This is a genomic window from Paenibacillus glucanolyticus NBRC 15330, assembly GCF_004000885.1.
Lineage (GTDB): Bacteria > Bacillota > Bacilli > Paenibacillales > Paenibacillaceae > Paenibacillus_AQ > Paenibacillus_AQ glucanolyticus.
Map to the genome: position 1 here is coordinate 42,065 of NZ_BIMC01000013.1, position 13,716 is coordinate 55,780.

General features: G+C 38.7%; 13 protein-coding genes and 1 tRNA gene. 7 read left to right on the top strand and 7 right to left on the bottom strand.

What is annotated here, in order from left to right:
• The first annotated feature begins 41 nt into the window (after positions 1–41).
• From PGL02S_RS18370 to PGL02S_RS18380, 3 genes are all read left to right on the top strand, one after another.
• Positions 42–1,517, top strand: coding sequence for a COG1470 family protein (locus tag PGL02S_RS18370; protein WP_197477049.1), 1,476 nt, complete (start codon positions 42–44; stop codon positions 1,515–1,517).
• 83 nt (positions 1,518–1,600) lie between these two features.
• Positions 1,601–4,867, top strand: coding sequence for an RCC1 domain-containing protein (locus tag PGL02S_RS18375; protein WP_063477362.1), 3,267 nt, complete (start codon positions 1,601–1,603; stop codon positions 4,865–4,867).
• A gap of 85 nt (positions 4,868–4,952) precedes the next feature.
• Positions 4,953–5,558: a WxL domain-containing protein gene (locus PGL02S_RS18380; RefSeq protein ID WP_063477361.1), complete on the top strand. Its 606-nt coding sequence runs from the start codon at positions 4,953–4,955 to the stop codon at positions 5,556–5,558.
• A gap of 207 nt (positions 5,559–5,765) precedes the next feature.
• Here the strand turns inward: PGL02S_RS18380 and PGL02S_RS18385 are convergent, their stop codons facing one another.
• Positions 5,766–6,281, bottom strand: coding sequence for a site-specific integrase (locus PGL02S_RS18385; protein ID WP_082834217.1), 516 nt, complete (start codon positions 6,279–6,281; stop codon positions 5,766–5,768).
• Positions 6,223–6,696 carry a phage integrase SAM-like domain-containing protein gene (locus PGL02S_RS29125; protein ID WP_409372509.1) on the bottom strand — a complete coding sequence of 158 codons (474 nt, stop codon included), beginning with the start codon at positions 6,694–6,696 and terminating at the stop codon, positions 6,223–6,225. Before PGL02S_RS29125 ends, PGL02S_RS18385 begins: the two co-directional genes overlap by 59 nt.
• Before the next feature lie 712 nt (positions 6,697–7,408).
• Between PGL02S_RS29125 and PGL02S_RS18395 the strand changes: the two genes are divergently transcribed.
• Entirely contained in the window at positions 7,409–8,527 is a 1,119-nt protein-coding gene (locus tag PGL02S_RS18395) for a hypothetical protein (RefSeq protein WP_063477358.1), read from the top strand.
• Positions 8,528–8,577: 50 nt separating this feature from the next.
• On the opposite strand, the gene PGL02S_RS18400 is transcribed toward PGL02S_RS18395, so the two are convergent.
• The 5 genes from PGL02S_RS18400 to PGL02S_RS18420 form a co-directional block, all read right to left on the bottom strand.
• Complete coding sequence (locus tag PGL02S_RS18400) at positions 8,578–9,207, bottom strand: copper amine oxidase N-terminal domain-containing protein (RefSeq protein WP_063477355.1); 630 nt, start codon at positions 9,205–9,207, stop codon at positions 8,578–8,580.
• A gap of 484 nt (positions 9,208–9,691) precedes the next feature.
• On the bottom strand, positions 9,692–10,108 hold the full coding sequence (locus PGL02S_RS18405; protein ID WP_063477354.1) for a hypothetical protein: 417 nt from the start codon (positions 10,106–10,108) through the stop codon (positions 9,692–9,694).
• Positions 10,109–10,126: 18 nt separating this feature from the next.
• Complete coding sequence (locus PGL02S_RS18410; protein ID WP_076153587.1) at positions 10,127–10,588, bottom strand: hypothetical protein; 462 nt, start codon at positions 10,586–10,588, stop codon at positions 10,127–10,129.
• A gap of 765 nt (positions 10,589–11,353) precedes the next feature.
• Entirely contained in the window at positions 11,354–11,590 is a 237-nt protein-coding gene (locus PGL02S_RS18415; RefSeq protein ID WP_063477352.1) for a glutaredoxin family protein, read from the bottom strand.
• 31 nt (positions 11,591–11,621) lie between these two features.
• Positions 11,622–11,693: transfer RNA gene (locus tag PGL02S_RS18420), tRNA-Cys, on the bottom strand.
• A gap of 135 nt (positions 11,694–11,828) precedes the next feature.
• Between PGL02S_RS18420 and PGL02S_RS18425 the strand changes: the two genes are divergently transcribed.
• The 3 genes from PGL02S_RS18425 (at position 11,829) to PGL02S_RS18435 (ending at position 13,507) form a co-directional block, all read left to right on the top strand.
• Positions 11,829–12,761, top strand: a complete 933-nt coding sequence (locus PGL02S_RS18425) for a S8 family peptidase (protein ID WP_255308650.1) — start codon at positions 11,829–11,831, stop codon at positions 12,759–12,761.
• A 249-nt stretch (positions 12,762–13,010) separates the two neighbouring features.
• Positions 13,011–13,241 (top strand): hypothetical protein, encoded by a 231-nt coding sequence (locus tag PGL02S_RS18430; protein WP_063477350.1) that lies wholly within the window; start codon positions 13,011–13,013, stop codon positions 13,239–13,241.
• A gap of 17 nt (positions 13,242–13,258) precedes the next feature.
• A complete protein-coding gene (locus PGL02S_RS18435; RefSeq protein WP_063477349.1) occupies positions 13,259–13,507 on the top strand; it encodes a hypothetical protein in 249 nt (82 codons plus the stop codon).
• Positions 13,508–13,716 lie beyond the last annotated feature (209 nt).

Here is a 13,716-nt window from a genome sequence, read left to right on the forward strand (position 1 = left end):
TCAGTAGGAGATGAGTAAAAGAAATGAAGATAATTTCAAAGATGAAAACTATCTATCAGCAATTTGGTCTAGTGAACAGAAGAGCATCAGGACATTTGAGGAGAAAACTATTTTCTTTAGCCATGATGTTAATCGTCACTTTAAGTCTTGCTCCAGAAAATGTTAACGCTGCAGAAATGCATCGGTTTGAATATGCATCATCTGAGAATTTGACTCAGCAGGAAATCGACCCAGCCCTTGCTCCAGAAGCTTCATTCTTATTATCACCAAGTAAAGAAGCAAGAAACGGCCTTGGATATTATCGAGATGAAGTTATTCCAGGAGAGAAAAGAAAATACACATTCTATGTGAAGAACCTGCTAGATGAGAAAATTAATCTCAAAATTTATGCTACAGATGCATTACCGGCTCAGAACGGAGGTAGAGGTTTTGGTAGTTATAACACAGGAGTGACGCTTGGAGGCTCGTGGTTTTACCCACAGGGGCCCAAAGACATTACATTGGGACCGAATGAAATGCGGGAATATACCTACACAGTTAAAATCCCCGAAAATCTAGAACCCGGACAGCATATCGGGGTAGTGGGAGTATCGCAGTTTAGAGAGGGTCAAGAAATAAAGACGAATATTGAGAACGCAACTTTAACTCCAGATGTATTAGAAGAACTCGGTATGTGGGTTGTTATGGATTATAAAATTGATAAAGCTAAACATGGCATGTCGATTAACTCTTTGAACCACGATTATGTGGCATCAGGGGAATCGAGATTTACAATCGATCTTGAAAACAAAGGCACCATTCTAGAACAACCAACAGGTTACTTGGAGATTAGGGATAGTGCTAAAAAAGTCGTATTCCGTGAGGATTACGAAGCTGGATCCATTTACTACGGAACGACTGCCAAAATGGTAAGTATTGCCGAAAACCAGCTGCTGCTGCCTGGTAATTATGAAGCTTACTTTGAAGCTAATTTCAATGGTCAGAAAGAATGGAGAATCTTCCAGTTTACTGTAACTCCTAAGGAAAAGGATGAAGCTCAAGCGGCGATGGAGCACAGCCAAAAGCTCGAAGTAACCGATGGCATTCCAGACTGGCTGAAATATGTAATTGTCATTGGTTTGCTTCTGATCCTGCTTCTATTAATTCTTCTATTACTATCTAAACGGAAGAAAGGCGACATTGAGGATCGAATTAAAATGTACTTGGAAAAGGGATTTACTTTTGACAAAGCAAGGAAGAAAGTGCAACTTGACCAAAAGACATTCACTCTTTATGTTGTCAAACTCGGGTATGTACCAGATGGTAGTGAACCTGAGTGGCATAAAACTATTCATACGAGCAAGTATGGAAAACGCATCGAGAGGGTTGAGAATTCCACTGCAAATTTAGAAGATACGTTTAGAAATACTAGTGGTGCTGTGATAATACTTGGAGAAGAGCAAGATGTTGTAACGGAAGGATCTGCATCATCTGAAAACCTGAAGAGGGGTGAGGACGATGTAGGCAAAGGAGCATAATCAACTAAAGAAGTGATACGGTTTCCGTTAGAACAAGTCGGAAAGCAGAATGGAAAATAAACGTAATTTGGAGGTCTGTATACATGGCTGCAGAAAGAGATGTACATAAAAACAGGAGAAAACCTGGTAAGAAACGTTATTTAAGCGCACTGCTGGCTGCTTCGTTATTGATACCGAGCGTATTAATGCCAGGAAAGAATACGGTAGAGGGCGCTGGGCATGCGAATATTGAAGACATTGGATACTATTATGAAGATCATCAATCACGTACTCGTGCATATCTAACTTTGAGTGATGGCAGGAAGATTCTCTTCAGAGACAGGGGAGAATACTCCGGTCCTGCTGATAAAGATAAACTAGACGAAATAGGCTCGGATATTAAAAAGTATAATGCGCAAAGCCCTGATGACAAAGGTGTAGGTATGCGCCTGATGTCTAACGGGGACTTTTACTACCGGAAAGACTCAGGTTACAATCCGGCGAGTTCTTTTGAAAAGATAGCGTCTGGGTGGACAGATTTCGTGTACAATTCCGAGGGTTATAATGCATATACCTTTTATGGTCTGACCGCAGATGGTAGGGTAGAGTCATTAGGGGCTGGAACTTATGGGCAATTAGGTAACGGCATAAAAGCAGATACGACTGTTCCTGTTGAGGTTGTAGATCCTGATCTATTCGATACCCCACTAACAGGGGTCAAGAAAATGATACAAGTAGATAGAAACGTTGTTCTATTTGTTACAGAATCGGATGTATATAAAATCGGTCGCGAGTTTGGTGATACTTCTTACACTAATGCGAAGCCCGTAAAAGTAACATCGATGTTTCCGGGATTCTCCGGTCCAGCTACGTTTGATATGGGCTATATCGATGAAACGTCCTACGGGACAAAGCAAATATCGTATACCTCGGATAACACTCGAATCGGAATGCGTTATTTCGAAGTTAACGGGAGCTTTTATACATTAAGGGATACGTCGGTATACCCGAAAAATACAGATCGTTATACACCCGGAGCTACCACTGAGATCAGTACTAAGACTTTATATCCATTTAACGGTGATCCGACGAATATGAGTAGGGAAGTTTCAAATTTGTCGGATAAGACTGATGGCAGTATCTCTAACACAAGCAATACGTTCATGTACTTGGATGGCAGCGGTAATCTGAAAGCATGGGGTCTTCCTGCTAATAGAATAGGTGCCGATTATGTATATCACACCGACTACACAACGTCTGAATCGACTGTGATGACGAATTTGAAAAAGTATACGGTAAACGCGAATCGTGATGTGTCTCTCGTTGCCGGACTAGGTACTAACGGCAATGTATATGTAATTGGGAGTAACGGTAACACAGCGTACAACGGCATCGTAAACGGTAAAGGGATAACGGGTATTGCGGGTAGAATCGAAACACAGACAAGATTATCTGGACCGGATGGAGCCATTAAGGATATCACTGATCTGGCATTCGATACAAAATCACTTTACCTGTTGAAAAATACAGGTGATGTATATGTATTTTCAAGCAATGCAAAGTACACCAACACATCAGCATCAGGCGTAAAATTTGTTGGCTTGCTTGAAATCGCATTGGACCTTAATGTCCAAAATGTTTATGGAATTGGTTCCGATGGTAACCTGTATAGATTGGATGAAAATGGTAATACAATCAAACAGGATGGGGCAACTGGTATCTATCCTCCGGGGTATACACCTGCACCGACAACGATTGATAAGCCAACTGAATCACGTTCTACAGATAAATTCGAAAACACAGTTGTAACGCTCAACTACCCTGCAGTAGCAAATAAGAAAGAGTACTCGTTGGATAACGGGGCAACTTGGTTAGAGTACACAGCACCAATTACGTTAACAACTGCGGGTCCTGTAAAGGTTCTAGCCAGATCCGGACTCGATTCGTTGTATAGTGAAGTGCTCGAAGTGACGGTAATTAATAATCCAATTGTGATTCCTGTAGGATACCCTAAACTACTGGAGCAAGATGGGGTACTTACGGTTGATACGGGTGCTATCGACATGAATCGGGTCAAATTGCAAGTAGAAGTAGATGGAAATATTCTCGATTACACAGCGCCTATCCAATTATTAGAAGGCGATCATGTAGTATCCGCTATTATTACAAACAAAAACACGAGTGATGAGCTTTCAAAGATTACAGAAAATATCACTGTGGCACCAGCTGCGCCGGGAACGCTAACAGCCCCTGTCGGAAGTGTAGGTGAAGTAGATGTTAATAATCAAAGACCACTGTCTATTAGCTTTAATCCAACTCAAGGTTCACTTCAAATTCAGCATGATGGTGGATCGTGGGTCGACGAACCAGAAATCTTGAATCAATATTCCGGCACCACTGAAGAACCTTCTTCCACAGAACGTAAATATACGCTTCTCGTTGATAATGTGGTGGATTCCGTATACAAAGCTCGTGTGACTGATGGCACTAATTATAGTTTTGAAACGATTCTGGTTGTAACGGCTCAAGTCTATGATCCGTCATTATCTCGGGATATTGATGATAAACTATTAATCGATTTCAGCAATTTACCGACAGGAAATTGGATGAAAGAATACTCTTTGGACAACGGGGCTTCTTATCAAGAGTACACAGGCCCAATCGACATCGGTGCTTCGTTACCTATCAAAATCCGAGTAACAGATAGTGGAAGTGGTAATGTACTGATTGATAAAGAGTATATAACTCCTCCGTTAAATGGTGGTGCAAATCCAAACCCTAATCCAGGAGTTGACCCAACTTGGGGTGCTGAGGTTACTGGCGCAGAGCAAGAGGCGATTCTAAACGTTATTGGAGGAGCGCTATCATCTAAGTTTAATGGTTTGATGCTGGATAACATCGAGATTCAAACTGTAAATCAGTATCAAACGATTAATTCGGTTACAAACACCTTGATTGAGGATAGCAGAGGTACCGCAGATGGTTGGACGTACTCGCTGTCTATCACTGACTTTGTAAGTGATCCGGTACTGGATACAGGTTTGGGCACTCAAGATCTTGTTGTAAAAATCCCGGCATCTTCCCTGAATGTAGATGTCAAATCGGCAAAAGTGCTGGCTGGTTCCCCGGATCAAACAGCGAAGACGGGGAGTTACGTACTTGATAGCACGAAACAGGTACTAGCGCAAGCGGAACCATTTAAGGGCATGGGATACTATGATATCCCAATGGATTATATGTTCCGGGTTCCTAGTACGGTAGATGTTGTTTCTACAAGTAATGGAAGTGCACATCAAGTTGGAGATAAAGTCGGTTTGAGAGTAGGCGTGTACAGATCCTTATTTACATTCTCTTTGGCATCGGGGATCTAAGCTGCGGATTGTGGGAGCCGGCAAAGCAGGTTGGTTCCCATCCGAATTTATCTAACAACAAAATGAAACAATGGAGGGGCAATACATGATCAAAGGGTTCAAAAAACAATTGCTCGGTATCATAGGTTTGTCGGTGCTGCTGCTATCTCTGGGCACTTCTGCTTATGCGGATGTGACCGAGCAAAAAGTGGAAGTTGTCGGTTCTGGATTGCGTGTGTTTCAGACCGCGTTAAAATTCGACGATATCAGGCTAGATGTTAAAAAGAGTCAAGCATCTAAGGCCGAAACCACTATGACTGTTATTGATGGCAGGGGTTCAGATGCTGGTTGGACAGTTAGTATGAGTTCAACCGATTTCGAGATAGAGAAGTCAGTGAACGGAACTTTGGAAAAATTCTACATTCCCGCTTCTGCAGTTGAGATTACTACAGATTACAAAGGGCCTGTTACTGGGGCAACGATTAACTTTGGATCAGGCCAAGGAACACTTTCGTCCAAATTAATCGTTTCCAATGCCCCACAATCCATTATCCAAGCAAAGCCATCTTTCGGAGGGGGAACACATCAATTTAATGTTCGATATGATTTGAAGTTACCCCAAACGATAAGTAAACAAGATGGCACAAAGATCGGTGTGCTACAAGGATCGTATAAAGCTCTGTTTAAGTATCAAGCTACATCTGGTATTTAACTCGAACACACTTTGATATACCATTATTAGAAACAGTTTTCTTGATATTCACCAAAAATCGCTGCCGTCTTCCTTTATAGGAGGATAGCAGCGATTATTGTAACTGTAATGCTTTTATAGGAAGAATATTGAATTAAATGATACATAAACAGATCCGCGGTTCATTAAGAGGAGAAGTCAGTACGTATCAAACTAAGTAAAAAGAGGTTATTCATAACTGTCTAGGAAGTGACCAGAATCTCCAGAAATTTTATTTATGTTTTCCTCGTAATATACAATATATCGTGAAGCTCTCTGAGTATCGGTAGAACCCATCAAAACAACCAAATCATCAAGTTTCATACCTTCCGATATTTTTCTTAAAACGAATGTATCTCTAAACGACCGACTTTTCAAGGAACTGAGATTGAGCTCATTTGCGAGGTCATTTATTTTCTTCTGAATAGTTCTTGATGAACTCTTTTTATTAAAAAGATTTGAATCAGGTTTATCTATAATTTTAATTGATTTCATATATTTAACAATTACATCCATGCTTTTTTTTGGTATATGAATCTTACGAGCTTTAAATCTTACATTATTCCCCTCAAAATTTATAACACATGATCTTACATCGATATCTTTAACAAGTATTTTACCTATTTCAGAAAGACTACATCCAGTATCAGCTAAAATACAAATTATTGCTCGATATAAGTAAACTATCGTTTCGAGAGTTTTTATCTATTTTTGAAAATATACTTAATATATTTGAATTTGATAGAAAAACTGGATCTTCCAAAGATAACGTATTGCTACGTCTAGATAGTCTAATAAGTATAGGGGATAGTTCATTTTCAAAAGCGAAGGTATGAACTGCATTTAGAATATATACATTTTTAATGTTGGTTTTGTGAGTGAACTCTTTAGAGCCTAAAGACTTTCGATACGTTAAAAAACCTTCATACAAATCGTAATTTAATTCATAGAGTAAAAGTGAAGTTTGCTCTGTAATTTGTAGATATTCAAGAAATCTATTAAGGAATGATCTGTATGTCGAAGATGATGGATTTTCTTTGTATTCGTTATCCTTAGCAAGATTTGAAATAAAACTTTTTATTGCTGATTCTATTGAAGCGAATTTTTGTAAATATTGTATCTTTTTTTAAAAATCCTCAAAAGAAATTTTAAGCCCCTTGCAGAGTTCATCATAATTTTCAAATTCATTCAAAATTCATATTCCCTCCATTTAAAAGACCATGAAAAAAAAGAATCTTATGATATTAGCGATTTTTACACTCAAATAAAAGAACACAAGTCCATCATAATGCAATAATTTGTTTTCAAGAAACAAACATCCTCATTAATGAGAACTACAGTTATGAATTCTTATATTCAAACAAACATTCCAAAAAGTGGTTGTGCAAAAATAAACAGATCCATCCTTATATAGAGAAATAAATAAGGAAGGAGTTGAAGTACTGTATGCAAGTAACAGATGTAATTTCACTTATAACGAATGTTGGATTTCCGGTTACTCTTTGTTTTATTTTGATTCGTTATGTCTTACAGACCATAGGAGAAAAGATGGACAAATTAGATAACTCACTTAACGAACTGACTAAAGCCATTCAATCATTTGAAAGTAACAGAGACAAGAATACAGACTTAATTTCATGAATTTTGTTTTGAGGTTGTTATTAGAGCTTTGAATCTCTCTTTTATAAGTACAAGGTGAGGGCAACTGATACCTTGATAAAGAGAAAAGGAGGCAGGAGAGAGTGATGTTGATGACACTCTCGGATAATAAAGTTTTAAAGGAACAAATTACTAGGTATCAAAAATCAAATTAAACTTTGGAGGAATGTTAAATGACTTGTACAACAACTGATTTGCCTGTAATCACACACCCACTGCTTACCACAGCCCCACCCCATATTACCGGTGTAAAATCTGGCTCTACGCGTTTTATGATTTCGGACAATCCTGAAACCATCGGCAAACCGACTGATGCCAACTGGCCAGTGAAGTTTACAAATGGATTTGCTACATTGTGGCACGATTATGTCGCAAATAAGAATACACTAACTTACCGAATCTTTGTTTGGCATCTCAATACTACCGGAAAAACACTAAAATACGGGGTAACGATTGGTAACGGTTCTAACTCGACCTCGACTCCTGGTACAATCCAAATTTCGAACTTGAAACATTCCATTGTAACAACAGGTTCCTACGTATCGCATGGGATTTGTTCAGCTCAAGCGTTGCTTGCTAACACATTGGATAGTGCTTCCCCAGTTGATACAAGTATAACAGCGGGTAATGTTGGTCTTGTAAAAGAATGGCCAGTGGAAAGTGGCAAGCTGATCGGTGGAATAATTGAGTTCACACTTAAAAATACATCCTCTTCGACAGCTCCGATGGCCTTCAGAGTGAGGTCCTCGGTTGCTGATACTACAACTGCAAACCTAAGAACGAACTCAACTCCGGTTATTGATAGGCTGGGCACGCATCCTCGTGGTTCTTGGGATTTTGCCGACATTCAGAGTAATATCAGTTTCCAAACGGGTGCTTTGAACTCTTATCAGTACTACAGCTTTTCTAATGGTACAAATGATAACTTGATGACACAAACCAGCAGTTATGATGGTGGGGTTAATGGGCAAGCATACGGTGACAACAAAGGTCACTATGGTGTTAAGAACAAAGTGAATATTACTTTCAAAAATACATCAACAACAGAAAGTCGTAAAATTAAGGTTTTTGTTACTTCACGAGTAAAACCTTTTGGAGGGGCTATCCAATGGCATAACAATGCTGCTGTTCGTGTCCCCGCACTAAAAGTTGGGACCTCTACTCAAGATATGGTCCAGGTTGTGACATTTACACTAGCACCTAACGCGTCGGCGACCTACGCTCTTACTACATCGACTGCTGGTTCACTCTCTACTCCTGGAGTTATTGCGATTCAGACTCTAGCACCCTAAATGATTAAAAAAGAGAGCCTCTATTTTCGTGATAGAGGCTCTCTTTTTATTTATTTATTATTATAAGTAAGACCTGGGATTACCGTATATTCGTTAACATCAAACAGTTTGGCTTTTTTCATTGATTTAATTTTGCCTTGAGTGATTTCAATGTCCCATTCTTCTCCAAAGAGCTTTTCTTCTTCAATGATTACTCTTACTCTGACCTTAAGCGTTTCCTTGGTTTGCTGAGCATCGACAATCTCATAATCAATAATGGATGGATACATACCGCCGATAGGGATCATGTCAAATCCTTCAACGGAAATTGATTTGATTAACTTATCATCACGAGTATCAAAACCTACGATATAAAGCGCAATAAGGTTTTTGACTTGTGACCAGCTACTGCTTGACATATCAAGGTTTTGATTCCAGACATCTTCCTGTACGTCTGAATTACTACTCTTTATTGAAACTGTTTGATTCTTTTGGTCCCAACTTACATTAGCACCCAGAGCCTTCGAGATGAAGCTTATTGGCACCATTACTCGATTGTTGCTCATCTGCGGGGCAACATCCGATTTAATCTGTTCGCCATTTACGACGATCTTGATTGCTCCCTTTGCAAAGGCCATCCCTACCGCAGCTGTTAAAGCGATGACTATTGCAAATAACGAAATGAATAACTTCTTTTTCATTTAATATCCCTCCACGTTAAATGTCGTACATAATAAAGACGTAAAAAATTGGATATAGTTTCAATTTTATAACCAAAAAAAATTAATTTCAATCAGTTATTGTAAATACTTTTGAAAGCAATTCCTTTTTTGGGTGAACGATGGCGTTACTTAATCTTGAAAAGCAGCAGCAGAGGATACAGGCCGGCAACGCGATTAAAGACAATATCATTGACGCTTTTCATGAGATATTGGATAGGTTTCTTAGTCTCTCGGGCTATCTTCGAGTCTTGTGCGGTCTAATTCTGTGAGATCGAGATTCTCAAGGTTGAATCCAATCCTTTTTATTTAGATCCTCACGGTCGGTAATTTAGATCCATAATGAATGCATTCTCTATATCGATCATGGACCACAGTAAACATAAAATAAACTGTCGCCAGTAGAGTACCGACGACAGTTTAAGCCTAGATAATTTCTTGAGTCTACAATGGTGGGGATTATAGGTTATTCAGAAATTGTCTCAATTTCAACCTCACTATCCCCTACTTGTTGGATATTAAATGTACCTATTTGTTTACCATTAATATCGTATAAAGGAATTGTTCGAACGCTATTCAAAGAAATGCTTTGTTGTTTAGACAATGCTTCTTTAGGGCTTTTGGGCGGTTCGGTTTCCAGGTCTTCTGCACGTATATACCCGTGAGTGCCATCAACACCAATTGCTTGAATTAAATCTGGTGCTGCGTTTGATTCCACGTTTTCTGCAGATCCATACGTCTCGCCTTTCTCGTTTACCGGGAATGTGGGAGTATGTTCTTGAGTGAGTGTACTGGCAATAGCAGAACCAAATTGCAAGCCCCCTAAAGTCACACCAAGAACAAAGGTGACACCAAGTAATACTGTTTTCTTTGTAAACTTCATTACGTTCACCATCCAATCTTAATAATTTCGAATTGCAGGAGTTGTATTTATTGAGAACTCATCGTATCCGTTACCATTATATGCTCTGGTCGAACCATTAGCTGTGTAGTTACCATTTCCACAGTTTCCACCCACAGGAATTCTCATACTCACAGTACCTGAGCCTGATGTTTCATTATAGTACCAATCATTCGAGGCACACAAACTACCATTGTAGTAGAGTTTAGTCTTTGCACCCATATAGCCAGTTGGAACACCGGTACCTGCAGGATTAGCAACATGTGCATAACCTCCAACTTGAGAGTCGCCATTATTATGTTGAATTTCGCCTTGATTTTGATAACGGTAACCGAGGATAGGGCCATATGCTTTCGCAGTGCTAAATGCTTGTGCCGCATATACAACAGACGAAATTGTTCCAATAGCCATACCCACAATGAAAACACACACAACAGTCCTTATTCGCAACTTTTTACTCAAAATTTTGTTCTCCTTCCTCCTGGTTTGCAATTTAGATATTCCAGACAACTTCAAATCGCTCATCCTTTCTGTTTAAATATGTATTTCATAGAATATAATACCATAATTGGAATGTTGAAGGAACCTATATTTTGTAATATGTTACAGTTCAAAGATTCTGAACAATCCAATAGAACGCTTTGCTTCGTGAGCGGCTCTAATACTAGAAGCATTCTAATTTTGAAAAGGTTTTTTATAAGCCAAAAGACGTAGCAGGATTAGTCGTTCGCAGTGACCATGTCCTCCATGGGAGTGCTCTTTATCGCATCTCAATATGGAAGGACAATATACTTGACTCATGGATGATTTGGGATATTTCAAAAAGCATAATGAAAAGTATTAAAATATTTAAGATACTTTTAGCAAAGAATGCACAGATCAGTTCCTTTAGCCATGGTAACAACTATAAAACTCGTGGTTGGATGATACTATAATTCTTTTGAGCAGATATAATTTACTGAAAGAAACTTAACTGTATATATATATAACGTAGAATTATGATGTTGGTTATGGATTAATTTGAAAAAATTTGAATTAATGTGATATCAATAGGTGTAGATTTCCAAATTCTTAATACCAAGAATTTATTTGTTATTAACTCCTTGAATATAAATTTCAAAAAATACAATAGAACGTCGAAAAACTCGTGTATTAGTTGCAACACGAGTAGTTCCTTTTGGTTGGGCTATTCAATGACACAACAATCCACGAAAAGCTCATATGGTATTAGCCGAGAAAGATCCGGGTTAATTTTTCCTCATTAAACCCAAGAACTACTTCCTTATCGGCTCCGTTTTGTATTACCGTATAGGGAACACCTTTGATCTGACTTTTCAATTCCAGATCTGTCATTGAGGAAACATCAACCTCCTCGAATTGAAGTTGATTATTTCTCATCCATTCCTTAATACGCATACAGTAGACACAACCCTGTCGTGTATAAACTGTTACTTTCATCTCCATGAATTTGCACTCCTTTTGGTTTTTTAGAAAAAGGGGACACTCGGATTTGAACCGAGGATGAAGGTTTTGCAGACCTTTGCCTTAACCTCTTGGCGATATCCCCTAACTTGTATAACAAAGAGTGTCTAGTCACCATAATCACAACCTGTATTCAAAAAAATCTGGATGGTTGTTGAATTATTTTCTTCTCTCACTTTAATAGTTAGTAAATTAAAGGCGAGGGAAGGAGAAGATAATGATGGATTTCCACCAATTGGTTAGTTTGTTAAATCATGAGGTTTTGGATAGCAGTGATGAGAAAAACAATGGCCTCGATATGATTCATGTACATCATTTTTGGAACCGTGGAATTTTTGGATCGGGTGTGGTTATTGCAGTCTTGGATACTGGAATTGACATGAGTCATGAAGATCTGAAGGAGAACGTGATAGGAGGACGAAACTTCACCCAGGATTACCAATATGACCCCATGCAATTTCAAGACGAACATGGGCACGGCACTCATGTAGCGGGCATCATTGCTGCGCGTAATGATATGATTGATATTGGTGTGTCTCCAAAGGCTAAACTATTGATTCTTAAGACTTTGGCGAATAATGGGAATGGACTTATCAACAATGTAATCGAAGCTATATATTATGCCATCCTTTGGAGAGGGCCCAACGGTGAAAGAGTTAACATTATAACCATGTCGTTAGGAACTAAAGTGAATAATCCATTGCTACATGATGCTATCCGTTATGCGTTAGCGCATAATATTTCGGTTGTTGCAGCTTCCGGAAATGATGGTGATGGACAAGTTACTCAAAAATATAGATACCCTGGTGCGTATCAGGAAGTCATCCAAGTAGGTGCTGTGAATAGCACAAAAAACTTAGCCAGGTTTTCTAATTCAAATGAACAACTGGATCTTGTAGCCCCAGGGGAACATATTTATTCCACCTATTTGAATAATAGCTATAAGTCTCTAAGTGGCACTTCGATGGCAGCTCCTTTTGTTGCTGGTGCTCTTGCCCTTATTATTGAGGAAAGCAAAATGTTATTTAATAGAGATTTTTCTGAACAAGAGGTATACGCACAATTGATAAAAAGTACAAAGTATCTCTTTGGCCAGCCGGCCATCGAAGGAAATGGCTTACTCAATCTTTCAAGATTCCTAGTAATCGGTTAGATTGCTGAAATTCTATATTTTTCTTTGCTGTTGAGAAAGCTAAGCGTATTTCAATTACTGGGCTGATTAGGATTTAAAAAGATGAAAAAAGAGAAAAGGCTAAAGTCTCTGAATCCCGGAGATTTTAGTCTTTTTTATATACGGACCATCTGTTTCTCTAATATCGACATCATAAGGTATGATGAAGCAAATATAGATCTTACGACAAGATGATGAATGATTGAGGAATATTAAGGGGGAGACAAGGAAATGGTAGCAGGTATTGAAATGGTAAGTTCGATGCTCTGGACCATGGCGGGGTTACTTTTAGTTTTGATCCCCATAAAATTTTATATAGAAAGGGAACAATGGTGTGAATTTTTCGCTGTATACTTTAGCGGCGAGAATGGTGAATTTCGGAAGGTTGCTATAGCCGGAATCAGTGGTGCAATTGTTATTGTTGTTGTCGGTTTGTCATTTCTCTACCAAATAACCAATTGATTAAGGAGGTTTTTTAGATGAACAAAGAAAAGAAAATCAGATCTATTGGGGAAAAGGTAAGTGCACGATATAAATCGTTCTTTAACCAAAAGTTAGAGCGAGTGCATTCTGCTTGGATTCCGTACATTCAAGCAGATGGTGAGATGCTTCCCATATATGATCCAGGTACCATAAGTGGTCAAAAAGAAGCTACCAGCAAGTACAAAGCCCTCAAACTAGCTGAAAAAACTAGGGATGAACTTGTTTCCCGTTCGAGTAAAATATGAGCAGTTTATTCTGATCAGAAATCAGGGAATATATTGTATCCTCACTAAAGAGGTGGGATAATTCAGATTGATGAGAAAAAAGTATTGCGTAGCAAAAGGACATTAAACCTTTGACTTGATTCACGAAAAATGACTGCGGTTGAAGTGCCAAATACAGTGTCTGACAAGTTGATTGTGTGGACGCGTATGGGATAGGGATTCTTTAATCG

Coding starts and splice junctions, on each gene's coding strand:
- PGL02S_RS18370 (WP_197477049.1), top strand. CDS start 42: ATGAAAACTATCTATCAGCAATTTGGTCTAGTGAACAGAAGAGCATCA.
- PGL02S_RS18375 (WP_063477362.1), top strand. CDS start 1,601: ATGGCTGCAGAAAGAGATGTACATAAAAACAGGAGAAAACCTGGTAAG.
- PGL02S_RS18380 (WP_063477361.1), top strand. CDS start 4,953: ATGATCAAAGGGTTCAAAAAACAATTGCTCGGTATCATAGGTTTGTCG.
- PGL02S_RS18395 (WP_063477358.1), top strand. CDS start 7,409: ATGACTTGTACAACAACTGATTTGCCTGTAATCACACACCCACTGCTT.
- PGL02S_RS18400 (WP_063477355.1), bottom strand. CDS start 9,207: ATGAAAAAGAAGTTATTCATTTCGTTATTTGCAATAGTCATCGCTTTA.
- PGL02S_RS18405 (WP_063477354.1), bottom strand. CDS start 10,108: ATGAAGTTTACAAAGAAAACAGTATTACTTGGTGTCACCTTTGTTCTT.
- PGL02S_RS18415 (WP_063477352.1), bottom strand. CDS start 11,590: ATGGAGATGAAAGTAACAGTTTATACACGACAGGGTTGTGTCTACTGT.
- PGL02S_RS18425 (WP_255308650.1), top strand. CDS start 11,829: ATGGATTTCCACCAATTGGTTAGTTTGTTAAATCATGAGGTTTTGGAT.
- PGL02S_RS18430 (WP_063477350.1), top strand. CDS start 13,011: ATGGTAGCAGGTATTGAAATGGTAAGTTCGATGCTCTGGACCATGGCG.
- PGL02S_RS18435 (WP_063477349.1), top strand. CDS start 13,259: ATGAACAAAGAAAAGAAAATCAGATCTATTGGGGAAAAGGTAAGTGCA.